General features: G+C 67.7%; 23 protein-coding genes and 1 pseudogene. 12 read left to right on the top strand and 12 right to left on the bottom strand.

Going from position 1 to position 21821, the window contains the following annotated elements:
- Positions 1-138 precede the first annotated feature (138 nt).
- The 3 genes from M4D77_RS05685 to M4D77_RS05695 are packed head-to-tail and all read right to left on the bottom strand — an operon-like array spanning position 139 to position 2253.
- A complete protein-coding gene (locus tag M4D77_RS05685; protein WP_058252893.1) occupies positions 139-903 on the bottom strand; it encodes an AIM24 family protein in 765 nt (254 codons plus the stop codon).
- A complete protein-coding gene (locus M4D77_RS05690; protein WP_065629494.1) occupies positions 900-1616 on the bottom strand; it encodes an AIM24 family protein in 717 nt (238 codons plus the stop codon). Before M4D77_RS05690 ends, M4D77_RS05685 begins: the two co-directional genes overlap by 4 nt.
- Positions 1617-1632: 16 nt before the next feature.
- Complete coding sequence (locus M4D77_RS05695) at positions 1633-2253, bottom strand: AIM24 family protein (RefSeq protein WP_033204169.1); 621 nt, start codon at positions 2251-2253, stop codon at positions 1633-1635.
- 248 nt (positions 2254-2501) lie between these two features.
- Between M4D77_RS05695 and M4D77_RS05700 the strand changes: the two genes are divergently transcribed.
- The 5 genes from M4D77_RS05700 to M4D77_RS05720 are packed head-to-tail and all read left to right on the top strand — an operon-like array spanning position 2502 to position 8122.
- On the top strand, positions 2502-3614 hold the full coding sequence (locus M4D77_RS05700; RefSeq protein ID WP_259935723.1) for a hypothetical protein: 1113 nt from the start codon (positions 2502-2504) through the stop codon (positions 3612-3614).
- Positions 3611-4828 (top strand): HpcH/HpaI aldolase/citrate lyase family protein, encoded by a 1218-nt coding sequence (locus M4D77_RS05705; RefSeq protein ID WP_165629370.1) that lies wholly within the window; start codon positions 3611-3613, stop codon positions 4826-4828. Before M4D77_RS05700 ends, M4D77_RS05705 begins: the two co-directional genes overlap by 4 nt.
- On the top strand, positions 4825-6120 hold the full coding sequence (locus tag M4D77_RS05710) for a phosphoribosyltransferase family protein (RefSeq protein ID WP_259935724.1): 1296 nt from the start codon (positions 4825-4827) through the stop codon (positions 6118-6120). The genes M4D77_RS05705 and M4D77_RS05710 overlap by 4 nt, the downstream gene beginning before the upstream one ends.
- Positions 6120-7244, top strand: coding sequence for a cysteine protease StiP family protein (locus tag M4D77_RS05715; RefSeq protein ID WP_165629368.1), 1125 nt, complete (start codon positions 6120-6122; stop codon positions 7242-7244). Before M4D77_RS05710 ends, M4D77_RS05715 begins: the two co-directional genes overlap by 1 nt.
- Positions 7241-8122: an HAD family hydrolase gene (locus M4D77_RS05720; protein WP_259935726.1), complete on the top strand. Its 882-nt coding sequence runs from the start codon at positions 7241-7243 to the stop codon at positions 8120-8122. Before M4D77_RS05715 ends, M4D77_RS05720 begins: the two co-directional genes overlap by 4 nt.
- Before the next feature lie 13 nt (positions 8123-8135).
- On the opposite strand, the gene M4D77_RS05725 is transcribed toward M4D77_RS05720, so the two are convergent.
- Positions 8136-8876: a response regulator gene (locus M4D77_RS05725; RefSeq protein ID WP_259935761.1), complete on the bottom strand. Its 741-nt coding sequence runs from the start codon at positions 8874-8876 to the stop codon at positions 8136-8138.
- 260 nt (positions 8877-9136) lie between these two features.
- Here M4D77_RS05725 and M4D77_RS05730 point away from each other — a divergent pair, with 260 nt between their 5' ends.
- On the top strand, positions 9137-9769 hold the full coding sequence (locus tag M4D77_RS05730; protein ID WP_242697025.1) for a helix-turn-helix transcriptional regulator: 633 nt from the start codon (positions 9137-9139) through the stop codon (positions 9767-9769).
- An 83-nt stretch (positions 9770-9852) separates the two neighbouring features.
- Positions 9853-10320 (top strand): hypothetical protein, encoded by a 468-nt coding sequence (locus M4D77_RS05735; RefSeq protein ID WP_058252900.1) that lies wholly within the window; start codon positions 9853-9855, stop codon positions 10318-10320.
- Here the strand turns inward: M4D77_RS05735 and M4D77_RS05740 are convergent.
- From M4D77_RS05740 to M4D77_RS05760, 5 genes and pseudogenes are all read right to left on the bottom strand, one after another.
- The gene (locus tag M4D77_RS05740) at positions 10317-10568 is read right to left on the bottom strand and encodes a DUF6480 family protein (protein WP_078112504.1); all 252 of its coding nucleotides are present in this window, start codon (positions 10566-10568) and stop codon (positions 10317-10319) included. The genes M4D77_RS05735 and M4D77_RS05740 overlap by 4 nt on opposite strands.
- A gap of 43 nt (positions 10569-10611) precedes the next feature.
- Positions 10612-11106 (bottom strand): alpha/beta hydrolase-fold protein, encoded by a 495-nt coding sequence (locus tag M4D77_RS05745; protein ID WP_259935727.1) that lies wholly within the window; start codon positions 11104-11106, stop codon positions 10612-10614.
- Between the two features lie 91 nt (positions 11107-11197).
- Positions 11198-11701, bottom strand: a pseudogene (locus tag M4D77_RS23785) (hypothetical protein); the annotation flags it as partial.
- The gene (locus tag M4D77_RS05755; RefSeq protein ID WP_078112503.1) at positions 11599-12009 is read right to left on the bottom strand and encodes an ester cyclase; all 411 of its coding nucleotides are present in this window, start codon (positions 12007-12009) and stop codon (positions 11599-11601) included. The gene M4D77_RS05755 and the pseudogene M4D77_RS23785, both read right to left, overlap by 103 nt.
- 78 nt (positions 12010-12087) lie before the next feature.
- The gene (locus M4D77_RS05760; protein ID WP_259935728.1) at positions 12088-13377 is read right to left on the bottom strand and encodes a nucleotide disphospho-sugar-binding domain-containing protein; all 1290 of its coding nucleotides are present in this window, start codon (positions 13375-13377) and stop codon (positions 12088-12090) included.
- Positions 13378-13566: 189 nt separating this feature from the next.
- On the opposite strand from M4D77_RS05760, the gene M4D77_RS05765 reads away from it, so the two are divergent.
- On the top strand, positions 13567-14190 hold the full coding sequence (locus tag M4D77_RS05765; protein ID WP_078112502.1) for a TetR/AcrR family transcriptional regulator: 624 nt from the start codon (positions 13567-13569) through the stop codon (positions 14188-14190).
- Here the strand turns inward: M4D77_RS05765 and M4D77_RS05770 are convergent, their stop codons facing one another.
- Positions 14191-15360, bottom strand: coding sequence for a low temperature requirement protein A (locus tag M4D77_RS05770; protein WP_259935729.1), 1170 nt, complete (start codon positions 15358-15360; stop codon positions 14191-14193).
- 186 nt (positions 15361-15546) lie between these two features.
- On the opposite strand from M4D77_RS05770, the gene M4D77_RS05775 reads away from it, so the two are divergent.
- Positions 15547-16938, top strand: coding sequence for an acyl-CoA synthetase (locus M4D77_RS05775; RefSeq protein ID WP_259935730.1), 1392 nt, complete (start codon positions 15547-15549; stop codon positions 16936-16938).
- 151 nt (positions 16939-17089) lie between these two features.
- Complete coding sequence (locus M4D77_RS05780; RefSeq protein WP_259935731.1) at positions 17090-17944, top strand: endonuclease domain-containing protein; 855 nt, start codon at positions 17090-17092, stop codon at positions 17942-17944.
- An 80-nt stretch (positions 17945-18024) separates the two neighbouring features.
- On the opposite strand, the gene M4D77_RS05785 is transcribed toward M4D77_RS05780, so the two are convergent.
- Both M4D77_RS05785 and M4D77_RS05790 read right to left on the bottom strand, forming a co-directional pair.
- On the bottom strand, positions 18025-19212 hold the full coding sequence (locus M4D77_RS05785) for an alpha/beta fold hydrolase (protein ID WP_259935733.1): 1188 nt from the start codon (positions 19210-19212) through the stop codon (positions 18025-18027).
- Complete coding sequence (locus M4D77_RS05790; protein WP_259935734.1) at positions 19209-20327, bottom strand: homogentisate 1,2-dioxygenase; 1119 nt, start codon at positions 20325-20327, stop codon at positions 19209-19211. Before M4D77_RS05790 ends, M4D77_RS05785 begins: the two co-directional genes overlap by 4 nt.
- Positions 20328-20467: 140 nt before the next feature.
- Between M4D77_RS05790 and M4D77_RS05795 the strand changes: the two genes are divergently transcribed.
- Both M4D77_RS05795 and M4D77_RS05800 read left to right on the top strand, forming a co-directional pair.
- Complete coding sequence (locus M4D77_RS05795; protein ID WP_259935736.1) at positions 20468-21085, top strand: TetR/AcrR family transcriptional regulator; 618 nt, start codon at positions 20468-20470, stop codon at positions 21083-21085.
- Positions 21086-21236: 151 nt separating this feature from the next.
- Positions 21237-21812: a GNAT family N-acetyltransferase gene (locus M4D77_RS05800; protein ID WP_259935737.1), complete on the top strand. Its 576-nt coding sequence runs from the start codon at positions 21237-21239 to the stop codon at positions 21810-21812.
- The last annotated feature ends 9 nt before the right edge of the window (positions 21813-21821 follow it).

Here is a 21821-nt window from a genome sequence, read left to right on the forward strand (position 1 = left end):
GCGCGTCACGAAGGGTCCGGCGACCGACGTTGCGAAGACCCTTCGTGACGCCCGCAAGCTCGCTCCTCAGGGAGCGGAGAGAACAACTGCGCCGCAGGACCCGAAGGTCCTGTGGCGCAGTGGTTTCGAGAGCCCGACTCAGCCCTGCTGCTGCCCGAGTTGCTGGGTGATCTGCTGGTTGATCTGGTGCAGGCTCGGCACCGACATGCCCGGGAGATGACCCTGGATGGTGCGCAGGACCGACGAGTCGTCGCGCACCTTCTCGCTCGATTGCACGAGAACCGTTCCCGCGCCGGTGAAGTCGAACTGGCGCTCCTCGCCCGAGTTCAACCCCATCCGCCGGCCCGCGGCCGCGATGAAACCGTTGACCCACGCCTCGTCGTAGTGGTGACTGGGCGACGGGCAATCCGACCATCCGACAAGCGCTTCGGGATCGACGCGCACGGGCGGTTCGACGAACATCACCGGGCCGTTCGACGACGCGAGGAACTTACCGGTGCCGATGAGCGTCAGGAACCCCGGCACGATCGACTGGTTGAGCGACAGGTTCGGCTGGAAGGCAAGAAGATTGGCTGCCCGGATGGTGAGGTTGCCGTCTTCGAGGTCGTAAGCGTTGATGTCGTATCCGCGGTCGCCGATGATCAGCTTGCCGTGGCCCTCGGCGACGACGTAGTCACCGAGGTACAGCGGGGCGGAGAACTGCTGCGCCACCATCTGCAGCATGTTTCCCTGCAGACCCTGGGTCAGTGCGGTGAACTGCATCTGACCGTAGTAGGCGATCATCGCGCCCTTGGACATGAACCACGGCTGGTTGAGGTCGATGCAGAAGGAGTAGTTGTTGTCCGGCACGTTGTCGTCCGACGGCAAATTCATCGGACTCCACACGGTGTTGAGTTGACTCATAGCTTCTCCTCCGATGCCTGCACGTACACGATGCCCTGTCCGGAGCACTCCAATTGCATTGCCTCACCGCCGGTTCGACCCACGTTGCGCCAGCTCATCGCCGACCGCAGGCTGGTGTTGACCTGACCGGCCGACCCGACGAACGCCTGCGGGTCGACGGTCACCGGCGGCTTGGCCGGGGACACCTCGAGCTCGAAGACCCCACCGTGCCCGAGCAGCACCGCCGAACCCGGACCCGACAGCTGCGTCGTGAACATGCCCTGACCGGTGACGGCTCCGGCGGCAGCGGACCGCAATGCACCGAAGAGGCCGCCACCACCGCCGCCACCACCGCCCTGTGAGGCGACCGAGACGACGGAGGCCTGCAGGTTGGCCGCGTAGGCGAGCAGCCGCGACGCCTCGACCCGGATCGTGCCGCCGACCGCTGCGAGATCCACGACGTGCACCTCGATGCCGAGGAAGCCGTAGTGCACCTCGCCGTGCCCCTGCGCGATCATCGTCGACTCGTGCTCGCCGGCGAGCATCCGGCCGGCCATCCCGCCCATGCCGCCCAGTCCCGGCATCCCGCCGCCCATACCGCCGGCTCCCGCGATCTGGTGGGGCTGGAAGTGCACGTTGCCCTTGTAGAAGAGCATCGCCCCGCGTCGCGCGACGACCGGCCCGGTACGGCCGATGTCGACGGAGACGACCTTGCTGTTGACCTTGGTGAACATTCTCGCTACCTCACCCTCACCGCTCGGCCGGCTGGATCGACACGACGCCGCTGCCATCCCAGCGCAACGAGAACGCCTCTCCGCCACCCTGTCCCAGCGCCGACCGCCAGGAGACATCGGTGACGAAGGACTGACTCAACTGGCCGCGGGCGCAGACGAACGCGTCCGGGTCGACCACGAGCGGATACTGCGGTGACACCTCGAGGTGGATGAGCGGGCCGCCGTTGGACAACAGTGCGATCTGTCCGTGGCCGCTCACCGTCGTGGTGAACAGACCCTGACCCGACGACGCTCCGCGCAGACCGGCGAAGGTGACGTTGGTCTGCAGGTTGCCGTTGAGCACCATCAGCTGCTCGGACTCCACCTGCAGGGTCTCGTTGTTGAGCTCGATGACGGTCGTCTCGGCGGCGTTGTGCGCGAAGTACACGATGCCGTTGCCCGAGGCCTCCATGAGCGACAGCGCCTCCCCGGTGGCCCGCTGCTTCAGGCCCGCGAGCACGCCGTCGCCGCCGCCGAAGCCCGCCGATTTGAAGGTGACCTGTCCCTCGTAGGCGACCATCGACCCGCTGATCGCGCGGACCGCGGAGTTGTTCAGCCTGGCTTCCACCACGCGTTTGGACCGTTGTACCAACTGCATTCGACGTGCCTCTCTCGCGCCGTGGGGAGGCCGCCGATCGACCATCCCTCGTTCGTCTCCCGACGCCATCCCCGCACCGCGGCACCTGCCGGCATCTCGGCATCCCAGCTCGCCGTGAGCCGGGGAATCCGGCCTCATACCGAGATGAAAATAGCCGATAGCATCGAGTGGTGCCCGGAAACTTCGTACGTCGTTGGTTCGGGAACGATTCACGCACGAATTCCGCGCCACCTGCATCATCGGAACAAATGACGGCAGCGTTCCTGGAGTCCGAATCCGTCCTGGCCGAGATCGATCCGGCCGTCGCGGTGACCGCCGCCCTCGACCCGCGGTCGCGCCTGCGCGCCTCGTGGTCGGACATCCGCGAGCAGCACGCCCAGGCGACGTCGGACTACCTCCGGCTGGTGTCCCCCCCGGCCGGCACACGCGTCGACCCCCGGGATCTCGACCGGTCGACACAGGCGCTGCGGTCGATCACCGCCTCCATGCGCGACTTCGCCCGGACCAACGCCGAGACCCTCGAGCGGGCGCGGGCCACGGTGCGGGCCGCCGACGCCCAGGACCACGAGGCGCGGGTGGCCGCCAACCGGGCGATGACCGCCCTGGAGAACGCCGCACCGGCGGTGGCACGACTGCAGTCGGTGTCGGATGCCACCGACGACCTCGCTCGTGCGCTCACGGCTTTCGACCAGGGCGCGGGGCTGCGTGCCCGGCAGACCGCCGCGGCAGCCGTGCTCAGTTCGGCGCGTCGCCTCGAACAACTTCTCGCCGAGGCCCCCGCCTTCGCCGACCGCGCACAGCAGGTCATCCGTTCGGTGGAAACGCGCCGGAGCGCGGTGTCCACCCGGAGCGCGCAACTCCCCGACACCCTCTCGGCACTGCGCCGGGAGTTCAGTGCCGATTGCTCCCTCGATCTACAGCGCAACGGCTCGGTCGTCGACGAACGGCTCGAACACGCCGACGCCGAGCTCGCGGCCGCCCGCGCGACGGTCGATGCTGCCCCCGACCAGGCCATCGGCCGCGCCGACGCCGCCCGCGACGACCTGGCCGTCGCGGAGAAGGCCGTCGACGCCGTGCTCGACCGGTTGCGACTCCTGCGGGAGGTGCGCACCGACCCAAGGGGCGCGGAGCAGCGCGTGCGCTTCCGCCTGCGCGACGCCCAGCTCTTTGCGGTCAACCACCGTCTGGTTGACGAATGGGGCTCGGTCCTCGATGCTCAGGCCGACCGGATCGAGCGCGCCAAGGGGGTCCTGGATCGCATCCACCCCGACTACTGGAGCTACCTGACGCAGCTGCGTGCGGTGGACGACCGGATCACCGAGATCGTTTCGCGGATGAGAGGACAGGTGGCCGCAGGATGACCACCACTGCACGACACGACGACACCGGTCTCGAGCCCGGGACGATCCGGCACTTCGACCATCTGGAGCCGTCGGTCTCGAACTCCCTGTTCCATCGGCAGCCCGAGCCGATCGAGCCGACCTGGCCGGCGCAGCGGCTCGCCGTCGCGCTGGGCGCCACCCTGTACGTCCCGGCAACCCGGCCCGATCTTGCCGAGGTCATCCGCCGACGCCGCGCCGAGGGTGTGATCTCGATGGTCATCGACCTCGAGGACGCGGTCGCCGACGACGAGGAGGCCGAGGCGATCGAGCACGCCGTGGCCGCGTTGCGCGCTATCGCCGCGAACCCGTGCCGGCCGATGTTGCTGTTCGTCCGTCCGCGGTCGGCCGACCGGATAGTGCCGATCGCCACCGCGCTCGACACCCCGTCGGTGCTGACCGGGTTCGTCATCCCGAAGTTCTCGTCGGAGAATGCACCCGAGGCGTTCGACGCCGTTGCCACTGCCGGACAGATCCTCGACAAGCAACTCTGGGTCATGCCGGTTCTCGAGTCGGCCGCGGTCGTGCACCGCGAGACCCGCGACGACGAGTTGACCGCCCTCGCGTCGCTTCTGAGCGCGCACCGCGACCACGTGCTCGCCGTGCGCATCGGTGCCACCGACATCTGTAGTCACTTCGGCATCCGCCGGGATCGTGACCTGACCATCTACGACGTCCGGGTCGCGGCCGATGTGATCGCCGGCATCGTCAACCATCTCGGCCGCAGCGACGAGAGCGGCTTCGTCGTGACGGGGCCGGTGTGGGAGTACTTCGCCGACCACGAGCGCATGTTCCAGCCCATGTTGCGTCACACACCGTTCCGCGAGAACGACGCCGTCTACTTCCGGCAGCAGCTCGTCAGCCGCGACATGGACGGTCTCCTCCGCGAGATCACCCTCGACCGCGCCAACGGCCTGCACGGCAAGACCGTCATCCACCCCGCGCATGTCGCCGCGGTGCACGCGTTGTCGGCGGTCACCCACGAGGAGTATCACGATGCACTCGACATCCTGGCCGGCGAGTCCGGCGGGGTACGGGCGTCGTCGTACCGCAACAAGATGAACGAGCTGAAGCCCCACCGCAACTGGGCCTTGCGGGTCATCGATCGGGCTGCCGCCTTCGGCGTGACCCGCCAGGGGGTTTCGTTCGTCGACCTCCTCACCGCACTCGCCTCGCCCGGGTCGGCCACCTCGTGAACGATCCGGACACCGTCGGCATCGACTGGGTGACCGAACGTTTCGGCGTCGAGATTGCCGACGTCGGCGACATTCCGGGTCACACGGTCCGCGACCTCGTCTCACTCGGTCTGCGCCACAACCGACGCCGTGCTCATCTGCTGGTCTCGACCGTGCTGGGCAAGCACATCCCGACCTCGCCCGCCATTGTCCGTGGCGCCGCCGACGATCTGGGCGCCGCGATCATCGCCGAGATCGGTGCGAATGCGGCGCGCGACGCCGTCGTCTTCGGCTTCGCCGAAACCGCGACCGGTCTCGGACACTGTGTCGCCGAACGCATTTCCGCGTCCCGGTATCTGCACTCGACGCGGCGCAGACGCCCGGATGTGGTGGTGACGGGCACCTTCGAGGAAGGGCATTCACATGCGAGGACGCATTTGCTGCAGCCCAGCGATTCCGCATTTCTCGACCCCGTGGCGCCGGACGAGGTGCTGATCCTGGTCGACGACGAGATCTCCACCGGCAAGACCGCGCTCGGCGCCATCGAGGCCATCGTCGCGGACCGTCCTCGTAAGCGGTTCGTCGTGGCGTCCCTGGTCGACATGCGTACCCCCGCGCAGAAGTCGGAATGCGATGATCTCGCAGCGAAACTCGGCGTCGATGTCGCTTACGTGGCGCTCGCGCACGGCTCGATCACCCTTCCCCCGGACCTCCTCGACGAGGTGTGGCAGCTCGGGTCCGACGAGCTCAACCCGGTGGCAGCCCGGCGCGGCGGCCTGGTCGCGGTGGCCCTCGACTGGCCGGCGGCAGTTCCCGACGGCGGCCGGCACGGAATTCTCCGCACCGACTCGACGGGCTTCCGGCGAGCGGCGACCGCGGCCGCCGACACCGTGGCGGCACAACTCGATCCGCGGCGCCCGGTTGTCGTGATCGGGCACGAGGAACTGATGTACGCACCCTTGTGCATCGCCGAGTCGCTGGAGCGTCGTGGCTTCGCCACCGGATACCAGACCACCACGAGGTCGCCGGCCCAGGTGCACGACGTCCCGGGTTATCCACTCCGGCGCGGATTCCGGTTCACCGCACCGGAACCCGATCCGGAGACGCCAAGGTATGTCTACAACGTGTCCTCCGTCGACCATCCGGACCCGCAGGTCGTCCTGATCGTCGACTCGCCGGCCGACACCGATGAGCTGCGTGCGCCCGGTGGACTCGTCGACGTCCTCACCGCCGCCGGGCACCCGGTGGTGCTGGCCGTCTTGCCCGCCACCGACCAGCCTGCCCTGGCACGAACCCGAGAGGCGGTGCGCTGATGGACATCGCCACCACCACACCACCGCTGTGCGGACCGGAGTTCGGTTCGTACGCGGCCGACGAGGTCACCTGGCTGCTCAAAGACCTGTCCGACGTGGCGCTGGAAGGTGAACTGCGCGAACGGGAACGTCGAATCCAGTCCGGTCAGGCCCACTACGCGGAGTCGCTGCCGATCGAGTATCAACCCGGCCGCGAGTACCAGGAACTCTTCCATGCGACGCTACGGTCTTCCGCCCAGCGGCTCGCGGAAGCCGTCGGAGTGGTGTCCGAACTCATCCTGGTCGAGCGGCATTCCACGCCGACGCTGGTGTCGCTGGCGCGGGCCGGCACCCCGGTCGGCATCCTGATCCGACGGTGGATGGCGGCCGTCCACGGCATCGAACCCCAGCACTACACGATCTCGATCGTGCGCGCCCGCGGGATCGACACCGTCGCACTCGATCACATCGTGGCGCGGCACCCGGCCGAGTCGGTCGTCTTCGTCGACGGCTGGACCGGCAAGGGCGCCATCCAGCGCGAACTCACCGCCGCTGTCGACGAGTACGCGCGCGCCGGGCGGCCGCAACTGCACGACGAACTCGCGGTGCTGGCCGACTCCGGCTCCTGCACGACCCTGTTCGGCACCAGGGACGACTTCCTCATCGCCTCCGCCTGCCTGAATTCCACTGTCTCCGGCCTGGTCTCGCGCACCGTCCTGAACGCCGACCACATCGGTCCGGGCGAGTTCCACGGAGCGAAGTTCTACCGCCATCTCGCCGACTTCGATGTCTCGGGACTGTTCCTGGACACCGTCAGCGCCGAATTCGATGCAGTCGCCGACCGAGTCCGGACGACGGTGTCGGCGATGACGCCGGAGTCACGCCGGCCCGACTGGTCCGGCTGGCGTTCCGTGGAACAGATCCAGACCGAGTACGGCCTGTCGTCGATCAATCTGGTCAAGCCCGGCGTCGGCGAGACGACGCGGGTGCTGCTGCGTCGCGTACCGTGGCGCATCCTGGTGCGCGCCGACGATCTGCCCGAACATCGCCACATCCGGTTGCTCGCCGCCGAACGAGATGTGCCCGTGGAGGTCTCGCCCGATCTCGCCTACTCGTGCGTCGGGCTCATCAAGGAGGACTCGTGAACGCGCTGGTCGCCACCGATCTCGATCGGACCATGATCTACTCACGCGCCGCCATGGGCGACGAGCAGTTCGCGGCCCTGGAGACCGTGTGCGTCGAGATCTACCGCGACGCGCCGCTGTCGTACATGACCACGACCGCCGTCGAACTGATGACCCGTCTGGCACGTGAGGTCGTCGTCGTACCGACGACCACTCGCACCCCGGCACAGTTTGCCCGGATCGAGCTGCCGGGCAGCCCATTTCGCCACGCCGTGGTCAGCAACGGTGGCCGGATCCTCGTCGACGGCGCCGACGATCCGGAATGGCGTGCGCACATCGACCGCGAGGTGACCCGCGCGGGCGCCACCCTCGACGAGGTCCGCGACGAACTCCGAACACGCATCGACGACTCCTGGGTCACCGCTCTGCGGACCGCCGACGACCTCTTCTGTTACTTGGTCGTCGACCCCGCGGTCCAACCGCCGGAGTTCCTCGAACAGTGGCAGCAGTGGTGCGACGCACGGGGCTGGACGGCATCCCAGCAGGGTCGCAAGATCTACGCGACCCCGCAGCCGGTGACCAAGTCGGCGGCCATCGCCGAAGTCCGGCGACGGCTCGTCGCAGACGGCACCCTCGACGGCTCGGCAGTGCTCTGCGCGGCCGGCGACGGCTGGCTCGACACCGACCTGTTGCTCGCCGCCGATCACGCGATCCGCCCGCGGCACGGTGAGCTGGAAGCACTCGGCTGGTCGGCGCCCGGGCTCGCGATCACCGCCGGCACCGGGGCCCTCGCCGGTGTCGAGATCCTGCGGTGGTTCGGCGAGCGGAGCGGGATCAGCGTGCCGGAATCCGCGACGCCTCCAGCGCGAGACCGGACCGTCGGGGTTCACGCGAACTGATCAACCGAACTGATCACGTGGGCATCGATCCGAGGACGTCGGAGTGCCCGTGGCGTCGGCACCAGCTGATCAGGTATCGCGCGTGTAGGCCGCACCACCGGTAGACGGCGGCCTGGGTCATCGGCAGCGATGCGTCGTGCTCACCGCGCTCGACGATGATGGGCCCGAGGTAGTGGCTCGTCACCTTGTTCGCCGTGTTCGGCGACACCTTGGCGGCGCGGGCCAATGAGGCGTTGTCCGAGGCGCTGCCCGACGCAATCGCCCCCGCGAGACGGCCCGCGGTATGGCCGCGCCGACCATCGAACAACTCGTAGAGCGGTGGACGGCGCGCCGACGCGGCCCTGGGCAGGGCCTGGCCGAGCGCCACCGAGCGCACAACACCGACCAGCGTCGCGAAACCGTCCGATTTGGCGATGACCCCCGCGACCTCGTCGCGCAACCGCGCCTCGTCGAGATGGTCCTGTTCCAGCCCGTGTCCCTGGGTCGCCAGGACAACCGGCGCGTGCCGGTCATGGTGGTCGAGGGTGTCGATGATGTCGAGTCCGTCGAAGGTCCATTCCAGGTCGGGTCGGTTCCAGATCAGATCCGCCACCACGACGTCGAATCGCACGTTGCCGGCGATGCACTGGACGAACTCGTCGCGGCCGGTGGCAACGGTGACCGTGGCCTGGTCGAGCGCCTTGGTCAGCGGCACCGCGACCACGTGTCCCAGCGGGGAGGCGACGAGGACCCGCATGTCGGTCGGCACAGGCATGATCATGCCCGATATGTCCGCGGTGTGCGCGATCACGCATCCGATCGGACGACAGGGTGATTATTTACCCTGCAATCACCACATCAGGTCCGAGATACCGCTGACAAACCGTCTCACGTTCGTAAGGCTGAAGAAGTTGGCGTTCGTGAAATAAATTCTCGATGCCCGATCGCGAGTCATGTCGATCATCCGAGAGAGTCCCGCCGTTTGTTCGGCTCACAGCTCCCGGCCGAATCGAAGTCGACAGGAGATCCCGGCACGTGTCCGTACCCCTCAACGACGCCCCCCGGTCGGCGACCCCCGGCACCGGGCCCACTGCCGCGCCGAGTCCGGAGCGGCGGATCACGGCCGTCGTTGCCGAGCACGACATCTTCGACGCCGCCCTGGCCGCTCTCGTGGAGAGCGCCGGCTACGACGCGACGGTCGTCGAACCCGCACAGCTCGCTGCCCTACGGAACCCGAGCGCGATTCTGGTGCGGTCGGCCGCGATGCTCGGATTCGTCCGGCGGGTGGCATCGCTGCGCACCGTCAACGTCATCTTCGTGGGCAACGGGGTCGCGGGCTTCGATCACATCCGTGTCTCACCGCGGGCCCCGGCCGCCGAGGACGAGCTGCAGCGGGCGCTCGAGACTGCGGTGGGGCCGCCGACCCCGCCGTCCGCACCCACACTTGCGAACCGGGTACGCATCACCCAGCGGGAGCTGGAGATCCTCCAGACCTACACATTGGGTGCGACGCTGCGTCAGACGTCGCGTGTCCACGAGATCGCCGAGAGCACGGTGCGCGAGCACTATCGGCGTGTCGCCCGACGCTACGAGGAAGCCGGCCGGCCGATCGGGAACAAGGCCCAGTTGCTGGTCGAGCTCATCGCCGACGGCTGGGTGCGCCCCTGACACCGCCGCCGTGGCCGACGTGCGGCTCAGTTGGTGTCCTTTGCCTCACGACAGAGGCTCTCGGACGGTGCAGACTTCCGACCATGACCGCGCCTGCCGACTCCCTCGACGAACGGGGGATCGGGAACCGACGGACCGGCACGGCGTGGACGCTCGCCGGGATGGAGCTGTTCGTGTCGTTGTCGGCACTCGCCGGCGGCTCGGCTCTCATGACCGATCAGTGGTCGATGCCGCGGGAGTGGCTCACCCACACGCCGTTCGAGACCTGGACCGCTCCCGGTGTCGCACTGATCGCCGTAGTCGCGTTACCCCACCTGGTGGCTGCCGTGGTCGCCGCCGTCCCGTCCGTGCCCGCGCGGTTGGGCATAATCGGCGGCCTGCTCGCCGGGTCGTCGCTGATGGTCTGGATCATCATCCAGATCGCGCTGCTGCAGGTGTTCTTCTTCCTACAACCCGTGCTCTTCGTCGTCGGCATCGGTGAGATCGCGCTGGCGATCCGCTGGCGGCGCGTCCGCTGCCCGTCGACGCCGGGTGACGGCGCTGAACCCTAGAAGAGCCCCACGGCGCGGCCGATCAGACCGAGCGCGACGATGAGAAAGATGATCGCCGCGATGGCGATGACGATCACGCCGCCGGCACGCCTGCGTTGCGGCGGTTCGTGCTCCTCTCCACCGACCGCGGATTCCGCCGGCGGTGTGTCACCGGGCGCCACTCCGCCGCCGGGCTCGAGTCCCGCCGTGCTGGACGGGTCGGGGTTCTGCGGGTTGAACGGTTTGCGGGCGGGGTCGTTGTCAGCCATACGGGCGGTGTACCCGGAATGGCGCGAAGTCACTCGTGGGCTGTCAGAGACCGGGTGCGAGTGCGGCGAACATCACGGGCAGATCGTCGGCCCAGTAGGGCCATGCGTGCGTTCCGATCGCACGGAAATGGACGACCGGCTGCAGCCCCTCGGACCTCATCCGGCGGGCGAACTCGTTCGAGCACGCATTGACCGAGTTCTCGAGTACCGCTCCCGTCGCGATCTTCTCCCCACGGTGCCGGCCCGGGTCGAGCCGGGTGCGTTGATCGAGGGGGCCGGGCGCGCCGGTCCCGGACGCGATGAAGACGCGCTTCCCGACGAGGGCCGGCAGGCGGCGACCCGGGTCGTGGTCGGCCCATCCCGGCGCGTTCCACGGACCCCACATGTTGGTGGGATCCCCACCGTCCCGGATGATCGCGGCTCGGATCTGCCCTTCGTGCACCGGGCCGGTCGTGAACGGGCAACCGCTGATGGAACCGACGCCCGTGTACAGGCCCGGCCGGCGCGTCGCGAGTGTGAACGCGGCCTGGCCGCCCATGGACAGGCCCGCGATCGCGTTCCGCCCGTTGCCCGTGGAACCGGCCGTCGATCAGCGACGGCAGTTCGACGGTCAGGAACGTCTCCCACTGCGGACGCCCGAACGTCGCGTCGTCGTGCTGCCAGTTCGTGTAGAACGCCCCCTGGCCGCCGGGCAGCACCGCATTGACGTCCTTGTCACGAAAATACCTGTCCGCGCGGGCTTCCCGAATCCAGTCGCTGATCGCCGTCTTGCGGCCGCCCCCGTCGAGGAGATACAGCGTCCCGCGCGACCGGGAGTGCGCCGGGTGCAACACGCTCACCGGCACGTCCCGGCCCATCGCGGCCGAACGGATCACCAGATCGTGCCGCTGCGGCCCGACCGCCACACTGCTGATCACCGACGCCGACGCGGATACCGGTGCCGCCGAGACGATTCCCTGCGTACCCGAGACGATCGGTCCGGCGATGAGCGCGGCCGCGAAGACCCTGGTCAACCGGCGCCGAGCACGACTCATCCGGGGAGCACACCCAGCTGCCCGAGGAAGTCGAGCTGATCGAAGTACAGGTGCTCGGACATCAGCTCCGAGCCGTCGATGCGGTAGGTCGCACTCCATCGGAACGAGACAGGCCGTCCGGTGGGTTCGACCGGACCCGACGGACTCTGCAACACACCGTCGTGGACACCGTCGAACGTGCCCTCCACCGAGGCGTTGTCGCCGTCGACGACATACGAACCAACGGTGAGGCGACCGTCGGAGAAGGCGCCCTGGAAGACCGACAGGAAACCCAGTACGCCCTCCCGTCCCGTGAACACCCCACCCGGCGAGACCAATTCCGCGGCGGCGGACCATGGTTCGTTCTCCGGTGCGCGGCCGTTGAAGGCGTCGATGTGCGCGTCGATGACTGCTCGTGCATCACTCATGTCGGGCTCTCTTTCTCGGTTGTCGTCGGCAGGTGCGCCGACATTCGGGTATCCGGATGACACCGACCGCGCGGCGGGTCAGGATGAGCGGGTCGATCGACGAACCGCCCGATCGACTTCGGTCACGATCGTCTGGGTCGAGTCGTAACCGGCGATTGCATGCGCCATCTGCCGGCACCGAACGGCAACGCCGTCGTCGGCCAGGATGCGGCGTACCGTCGCGGCGAGGTCCGCAGGAGCGGGTCGCCGGGTCCCCAGATCTGCGCCGACCCCGAAGTACGCCACCCGAGCCGCGACTTCGGGCTTGTCCTCACCCCCTGGTGCGACGACGACGGGCACGCCGTGGCGCAGCGCCTGCAGCACTCCGCCGTAGCCGCCGTTGGTGATCATCACCGATGTGCGCGGCAACAGTGCGCCGTAGTCGAGGAACCGCGCGACCCGCGTGTTGTCGTTCCGCGGCACGGGATCCGGGTCCGCACCGCCGGTTGTCACGACGACCTGGACGTCCATCTCGGCCATCCCGGCGACGGCGGGTTCGATCAGTTGGGAGAAGTCGTCGTTGTCGAGCGTGCCCTGGGTGACGTGGACGATCGGGCGGTCGTCGTCGAGCATCTCCGACCACCACGACGGCGGGGGAACAGCAACGCCGGCGAACACCGGCCCCGCGAACACCGTGTTCGGCGCGAGATCGGATCGGGGATACTCGAATTCGGCCGGGCCCAGCTGGACGAAACGGTCGAACGCCCTGGACAGGTCGAGGACGAAATGATCAAGCGTGCCTCCGGCCCGTCGGACCAGGTCCCGCGCCGAGGACTGCGTGGACGCGAGCAACACCCGCCGTACTGCCATGTGAGCCAACCGGTTACGGAGCCGACCCAGCCGGCCGGTCATCGGCGGCAAACCGCTGTTGAAGGGTGCGACGTCGGGACTGGACTGAGCGAGCGGCATGGTGCCGACACCGATCACCGGAGGCCGCCGGCCCGGGGGCCGGGACAGCAGGGGGATGATCCCGGCGAAGGTGCCGTCGCACAGGATCACGTCAACGCCCCGGCGGCCGACGACCGACGCCACCGCCGTCGCCTGCTCCGGCAGCGGCGCGATGAACGTCCGCTCGACCTGATAGCGCGACAACGCCAATCCGCGATGCCGATGCCGGTCGGGGGTGAAGCTGTCGGGGTCACGTTCGTCCAGATCGGCGACTCCGGTCAGCGATTCGACGGTCAACCCTGCGTCGCCAACCCGGTCGGCGAAGCGCGAGCCGGTCAGCATGATCACCTCGTGACCCCGATCCGCCAGCACCCGTCCGACAGCGGTGAACGGACCGACGTGCCCGGCCAGCGGGGTGGCGCACAACAGAATGGTCGACATCGATCCTCCATTTGAATAGAGATCGACTCTAGCCAAATTAGATGACGGATGAGCGCTCTCGCGCGATCGGTCCCATCTTTGCACCTCAGCGAGTTTGCTGGATTCAGAGACCGTAGTCGGACTTTGGGCAAGGCCCAGCAAGGCCACTACTATCGTTGTCGTTGGAGTCCGACCCGATCGGAGGCCGGCGTGAGCAAACGCCCCTACACACCGCGTAAGCGCGCGATCAGCGCCGCGCAGACGCGGACACGCATCCTCGACGCCGCCCAGGCGTTGTTCGTCCAGCAGGGATATTCGCGGACCACCGTGCAGCAGATCGCGCAGCAGGCCGGGGTGTCCGTCGGCACCGTGCATCAGGCGGGGTCGAAAGCGTCCCTCATGACGGCCGTCCTCGAACGCGCCTTCACCGGTGACGAGAAGTTCGTCTCGCTGCTCGAACGACCCGAGTTCATCGCGATCATGAACGACACCGACACCGATCGCGCCATCGGGCGGTACGTCGACCACGTCGTCGCCGCCAACAGTCGGATCGCCGATCTATGGCATGCCGCGACGCTGGCGGCCGACACCGACCCGGCCATCGGCGAACAGCTCGAGCGGTCTGAGCTCCGCCGGCTCGACGACGTGCACACCGGCTGCCACTGGTTCGTCCACCGGGGCCTGATCCCCGACACCCGGGTCGACGAATTCGCCGACATTCTGAGCTATCTCACCGGCCCGGCGACCCATCGCTACTTCACCGTCGAACGAAACTGGAGCACCGCGCGATTACGCAGTTGGCTGCTCACCGGCATCATGGCGGCGATGCGGTAGTCACACCTGCGGGTCAGCGGCCGTGGTGAGCGGTGGTCGAAGGACCAGGACGACGACGATCGCGACGAGGAAGACGGCGGTCAAGGCGAACGGGACCGGGATGACCGGGTCGAGCAGGACCAGCACGGCACCAACCGGTACCACGGTGTTCACCACGCGATCGGCATTGGCGCGCAGAGCAATCCACCAGATGCCCAAGATGAAGACGGCAATGGGGATCGTGACCGTGAACGACGCCTGGGTTTCCGTCAACTCGCTGTGGTGGGTCAGGACGTCGATCTCGACCTCGATACCGGCCGAGAAGGCACCGGCAGCGGCGAAGACGAAGTAGTGGACGTATCCGTATCGAAGGGAGTCGGCGAGCGACCCGATGGCCCGGTGGTGCGGCGGCCAGAAGTAGATCCACCACAGCGCCGCGGTCGCGATGAACGTGAGGATCGCGATCGAGATCAGCGGGGCGAGCTCCTGTTCGTTGTGCAGCGCCTCGATGATGGCGTTCGACGACGCCAACAGGCTCTCGCCGAGCAGGATCAGCGTGAACAGTCCGTACCGTTCGGTGATGTGATGCGGATGCCACGGAGTGTTCCCCTGCTTCTCGGCGATCACCGGCACCGCGAGCTCGGCACCGACGAGCACCACCAACCCGATGGTTGCGGCTGCTCCCGACGGTACGAGGAGCCATAGCAGCCACAGGATCTGGACGACGGCGATCCCGGCGGCATAGAGCCGGGTCGTCCGGCGGCGGTCTCCGGCAGAGCCGGAAGCGCGCAACCACTGGGCGACCATCGCGACGCGCATGACCACGTAGCCGAACACGACCAGGGTGAACTCGTGGTCGACGAAGGCGGGCTCGATCCCGGCGGCCAGCACCAGCACACCCGCCATCTGGACGAAGGTGAGCACCCGGTAGAGCCAGTCGTCGGTGCCAAACGATGTCGCGAACCAGGTGAAGTTCATCCACGCCCACCAGATGGCGAAGAAGATGAAGGCGTACGACACCACCCCGTCGACGATGTGGTTCTCGGTGAGTGCGTGATGGAGTTGGACGGCCGCGATGCTGACCGCGACCACGAAGACCAGATCGAAGAAGAGCTCGAGCGTGCTGGCCGTCCGGCCCGGTTCGGCCGGGTCTCGTAGGCGCATGGTGCTCAGGTGAAAGCGCTCAGACATCGTTGCCCCCGATCGGTCGCTGCGTGTGCACGAGATCATGCCATCGGCGCCGAGGGCATGCGCTCAGGAGTGCGGGTCGGGGTGTCCCACCGCCGACGGCGGTCGGCGTGCGGGGCGCACGCCGTGTGACCTCGGCGATCTGCGCAGGTGACGGGCGGGATGGACCCGTCGTGGCACAGTGAACACGTGCTGCTGCCCACCCTGACCCCCACCGCACCGGACGATCCCGCCGTGATCCGTGTCGGCGACGACAAGCTGTCGCGCGAGGACCTCGTCGGGGCCGCGACGGCAGTCGCCGAACGGATCGCCGGCGCCCGAACCGTCGCGGTACTGGCCACGCCGACGGTGGAGACGGTGCTGGCGGTGGTGGGCGCGCTGATTGCCGGGGTGCCGGTCGTCCCCGTTCCGCCCGACTCCGGGCCGCGCGAGTTCGAGCACATCCTCGCGGACTCGGGGGCACAGGCGTGGCTGGGGCAGGCCCCCGCCGAACCCACCATTCCTGTCATCCCGGTCCGCCGCTACGCGAAATCGTGGCACCGTCACCCGGAACCGCACGCCGATTCGACCGCACTGATCCTCTATACCTCCGGCACGACCGGCCTCCCCAAAGGTGTTCCGATCACCAGGCAGAGCATCGCCGAGGGTCTCGACGCACTCGCCGATGCGTGGCTGTGGACCGCCGACGACACTCTGGCGCATGGCCTTCCGCTGTTCCATGTCCATGGGTTGATCCTGGGGGTCCTGGGTCCCCTGCGACGGGGCGGACGACTGATCCACACCGTCACCCCGACCGCGGACACCTACGCCGGTGCCGCCGGATCCGGCGCGACCATGTTCTTCGGCGTCCCGACGGTGTGGAACCGCGTCGCCGCCGATCCGGCTGCGGCGCAGACGCTGTCGTCGGCGCGAGTCCTGGTGTCGGGCAGCGCCCCCCTTCCCGTGCCGGTCTTCGAGCGGATCCACGAGCTCACCGGCCGCGAGATCGTCGAGCGCTACGGCATGACCGAAACACTGATCACCGTCAGCACGCGCGTCGACGGACAGCGCCGGCCCGGATGGGTGGGTCTCCCGCTCGCCCACGTGGAGACCAGGCTGGTGGAAAACGGAGAGCCGCTACCCCACGACGGCGAGAGCGTGGGCGATCTCCACGTCCGCGGCCCGATGATGGCGTCCGGGTATCTGAATCGTCCGGAAGCGACTGCCGAATCCTGGCTTCCGGACGGCTTTTTCGCGACCGGTGACGTCGCAGTCATCGACGGAGACGGGATGCACCGCATCGTCGGCCGACGAGCCACCGACCTCATCAAGTCCGGCGGGTTCCGCATCGGGGCCGGCGAGATCGAGACCGTCCTGCTCGCCCACCCGGCGGTCCGCGAGGTGGCGGTGATCGGCGTCCCCGACGACTACCTGGGCCAACGCATCGTCGCCTACGTCGTCGGCGACCAGGTCGCCGACACCGAGCTCATCGAGTTCGTCGCCGGCGAACTGTCGAATCACAAGCGGCCGCGCGAGATCCGGTTCGTCGAGTCCCTCCCGCGCAATGCGATGGGCAAGGTGCAGAAGAAGCAGCTGGAATGACCGTCGTCTGAAAACCGCCCGGTGGAGCGGAGCCGACGACGGTCTGCCGGCTGTCCGCTTTCCACGGGCGGTTTTCACACTGCTGACGTAGTAATCCACAGACGTCTCGGACGCCGGGTTCTGCCCGCCGCCACGATAGACACTGTCCCGCATGACCTTCGACGAGCTCACCGAGCGGTTCGGCGGCGTCGTCGCCACCCATCAACACCTGGCCGCCGGCGAGACCGCCGCATCGATCCGTGAAGCGTGCCGTTCCGGCACGCTCTCGTCGATACGCCACGGGTGGTACCGGACCGAGGCCGCCGATCCAGAAGTGGTCGGGGCCGTCGCCGATCATGGCGTCGTCTCCTGTGCGACCGCGCTACGACGCCACGGACTCTGGATACCTGAACATCCCGAACAAGTGCATTCGCGTGTGACGCGCCACGAGCGACGCCGATCCCACGACAGGTGCCGACGGTACGGTCGGCCGACTCCGGCCGACGGCGCCGTCGACGATGTCGCGACAGCATTGCAGTACGCCGCCCGATGCTTCGACGTCGAGGGTTTCGTCATCCTGTGCGACTCCGCACTCAACACCGGCAAGATCACCCCCGCACGACTCCGCACCGAGTTCGATGACGCGCCGATGTTCATCAAGCGCGCCATCGAGAAGACTCACCAACTCGCCGCGTCCGGAACCGAGACAGCAGCCCGCCTACGTCTCCGGAGCGCCGGCTTGCGAGTCACGGTCCAGCACCACGTATCCGGTGTCGGGTGGGTCGATCTGCTGGTCGGAGAACGGCTCGCGCTCGAGCTGGACAGCGTCGAACACCACACCGGGATCGAGAAGTACGAGGAGGATCGCACTCGAGACCGAAAGCTGATCTCTCGCGGTTACTTTCCGTTGCGGCTCACCTATGCACAGGTGTTCGGCGACTGGGCCAACACCTATGCGGACATCGCCGAGATCGTCGCTCGGGGGTACCACCGCAGCCGGTCGCCGGCCTGGAGAAAGCCGAGCTGATAACCGCCCGTCAGAAACGGACACCGGGCGCTACGTCCCCGAGCACTTTCCACCGGGCGGTTTTCAGCGAACCCGGGCCATCAGTTGGCCCACGACCGCTCGGCCAGCCACTCGGTGATGGTCCCGACCGCCTCCTTCAGGTGCGGGATCTGGTCTCGGCCCGAGTAGTAGTGCTTCGCGCCGACGATGGTGTGCAGGGTCTTGTCGGGATGACCGACCGCGTCGAAGAGGCGGTGCGTATGACTGGGCGTGCACGCGTTGTCGGCGAAGTTGCCGATGACCAGTGTCGGGACCGCGAGATCGGCCGCACACCGGGGACCGTCGCCGTTGGCGTCGTCGAAGCTCCACTGCGACAACCAGCTTCGGAGGGTGGTGAACCGAGCGAGCCCGACCGGTCCCATGTTCACGATCCGCGGATCACCCAGGTAGCAACCGAGCTTGCGATCGCTGGGGTCGACGGTCAGGTCGAGCCAGCGCGGATCGGCCATCGTTCCGTGCACGATGAAACCGCGCTCCATCAGCGGTTCGCCGCGCTCGCGCAGATCGACGAGTCGCTCTTTCACCCAGGCGGTGATCCGCCGGTTACGGTCGATCTGCGCCGCGCGGTAGCGGTCGAGGAACTCTGCCGAGTACGGCGGCTGGTTCGGGTTCGAGGGGTGGTAGAGGTCCAGCTCCGGGTCGCGGTTGTCGGGATCGGACTCGTCGAGGATCGACGGGTCCATCCACTCGGTCAAAGTGCCGTGCCGCGAGACGTGCGCCGCGAGCAGCATCATGCCGTCGGCGGCGGGGAGGTCGAGGGCGGTCAGGTCCGGCGGCTCACCGGCGGGGGTCGCGGTGACCGTCGCGTGCTGTGCCTGCTGCTGGTAGTACAGCGACAGGGCGCCACCGCCGCTCCACCCGGCCAGGATGACTTTCTCGTAACCGAGGCGTTCGCGCGCATCCTTCACGCACGCACCGAGATCCTGCACCACCTTCTCCATGATCAACGCACTGTCGACGCCGCGATACCGGCTGTTGCAGTAGATGACATGGTGGCCGGCGCGGGCGAGCGCATTGGTCATCGGCAAGTAGGCGCCGCCCCCGATCGGGTGCATGAAGACGATGACGTTCTTCGACGGCACGCCACAGGGGCGGAGCAGGTAGCTCTCGAGCACCACACTCTCGGTGACCCCGCCGTAGGTGTCTTGGTACGCCGAGAGGTCCTCGAAGACAACGAGATAGGGAATGCGGTCGTAGTCGTGACGAGGCACGTCCCCCCGGTCGCTCATACTCGTGACCCGGCGTCGGCCTGTGCGGAGTCCGCGACCCCGGATTCGAAAAGTGCGGGTGCGGCGATCAACCGTCGACCGGTGTCGATCGAGATCACCTGCCATTCCACGCGGTCGAACTCGTCGAACTTGCGCCGGGAACGCTCTCGCGCCCGCTCCGGGATGCCGTGATGCATCCCCTGGGGTGCGTGCGAGATCAGGCCCGGCGGCATGCCGACTCCGAACATGCTGCCGCCGTGGAAGAACGCGATCTCGTCGAAGTCGGTGTTCCGGTGGTACCACGGCAGCCGTTCGGCACCCTTGCGCGCCTCGGCGGGGCGCGGCAGGAAGTTCATCACGTACACCCCGGTCGCCTGCATGAACAGATGCACCGTGGGCGGCAGATGCACCGTCTCGGAGGTGACGACGTCGTAGTCCTCGATGTTGAACGTGAACGGGAAATTGTCTCCACGCCAGCCCTCTACGTCGAGCGGGTGGAACGGGTAGAACAGCGATGTCTGCCCCTCCCGCTGCCGGAACCGCACCTCGTACTCGTCTCGGCCGTCACCGTCGAACGCCTCCGCCTCGGGAACGACGACGAGCGAGGAGTCGAAGGGGAAGAACCTGCCCAGCACGCCCGGCTCGGGCACCCGGAACTCGTCGACCGCCTCGATGACGAGCAGCAACGACGCACCGTCGGGCACCTGACGATAGGTGCACCCCTTGGGGAGATATACGTAATCGCCGGGCCGGTAGGGCAATCGACCGAACTCGGTCTCGAAATACCCGGTGCCCTCGTGGACGAAGACGAGTTCGTCACCGTCGACCGGGCGAAACCAGAACGGAGCGGCCTCTTTCCGACGACTCAAAGAAATCCGGCAGTCCTCGTTATGGAACATCAGCAGCGGCTCACCCGCGGGGTCGTTCTGGTCGGTGGGCGCGAGGTCGGTGACGATTCGATCGACGCCGGTGTGGGTGCCCACCGCCCGGAACTGCGTCGGGTCGTTGCGTCGATACAGATGTGCCGTGCGGCCGGTGAAACCGTATCGTCCGAGCTCATCGTCTTTCAGATCGGCGACATCTCGGTGCACCTGCCGAGGCGTGCGCCCCTTGCGGTGCTGGACGAACGATTTCATGCCGAACTCCTTTCTCTGCGCTTTCCGATGCTAGATTCAGGTTCAGAAGATGACAAGGGTCACACTTCCCGTCGATCCGAGTGCGGTCATCGACCGTCCACATGGTTCGATGGAGAATCGGTCCGCGGAAGGAGCTCACGGTGCCGCCGACGAACAAAGGTCGCCAGACCGAGGCCGCGTTTCTCGACGCCGCGCGCCGGACGTTCGCCGAAAAGGGCTATCTGAACACCAAGATCTCGGACATCTCCGCCGCTGCCGGCCGCTCGACCGGTTCGTTCTACAACTACTACGACAGCAAGGACCGGCTGCTCGAAGCCCTGCTGGATCAGTTCGCGGACGAAGTGGTGGAGCAGTCGCTCGCGACCCGGCACACCGAGCCGGAGGCGAGCGTCCGCGCGGCCGTGACCGCGTACTGGACGACGTACAAGAAGTACCTGCCCGAGATCATCGGCCTGTTCCAGATGTCGATGACCGACGACGATTTTCGCAACCGATGGCTGGCCAACCGGGTGTCCGGTGTGAAGCAGGTGTTGTCGGGTCTGCACGGTGCCGAGCGCGCGGGCTACTCCATCGGCCTGCCGCTCGAACCGCTGGCGTCCGCGCTGGTCGCGACCCTCGAATCCACGTGCTGGACCTGGCTTGCGGTCCGCGGCGACGCCGCCGGGCCCGTCCCCGACGACGACACGGCCATCGAGATCCTCACCGCGATCTGGTACCGGACCGTCTTCGGGGCCGGACCGGCACAGTCGGCTCCCTGACCCTTCGTGGCTCGTCGCTGGCGCTCCTCGCACCTCAGGGAGCAATGGTTATGTCGTTCTTTCGGATGAGGGAGCAGGGGCGTGAGCGACAGCCACCGGGCTGACACCGGCCCGCTTGCCGTCCCGGACCGAGCCGACGACGATGGGACGCATGCCCATCGAGGTCCGGCCCGCGACGATCTTCGACGACATCGCCACGATGGTCGGTCCGAAGAAGCCGACGTCGAACGTCTGCTGGTGCCTGAGCTACCGCATCCCGAGCAAGCAGAACCAGGAGCTGGTCCGCGAGCAGCGCGGAGAGTTCGTGAAAGAGCTGTGCGACAGCGGTATTCCGCTGGGTGTGCTCGCCTACGACGAGGCGGACGAGGTCGTCGGCTGGGCGGCCGTCTCACCGCGCGCGGACACGAGCTTTGCCCGGAACCGGAAGATCCCGCACGTGGACGACCTGCCGGTGTGGTCGGTGTGGTGCATCCGTGTCCGCCCCGGTCATCGCAAGCAGGGGATCTCGCACGCACTGCTGGCCGGGGCCGTCGACTATGCGCGGTCGAACGGTGCGCCGGCGATCGAGGGCTACCCCGTCGACAATCAGGGCGCCAGAGTCGATCTGACGATGGCCTATGTCGGGACCCGCGGCCTGTTCGAGAAGGCCGGTTTCACCAAGGCGGCAGACACCTCGTCCGTCCTCGCCGGATTCCCACGCGTGCTCATGCGGTTGTCGCTGGACTGATCGAGACCA

The organism is Gordonia sp. p3-SID1431 (genome assembly GCF_025143765.1).
Lineage (GTDB): Bacteria > Actinomycetota > Actinomycetes > Mycobacteriales > Mycobacteriaceae > Gordonia > Gordonia hongkongensis.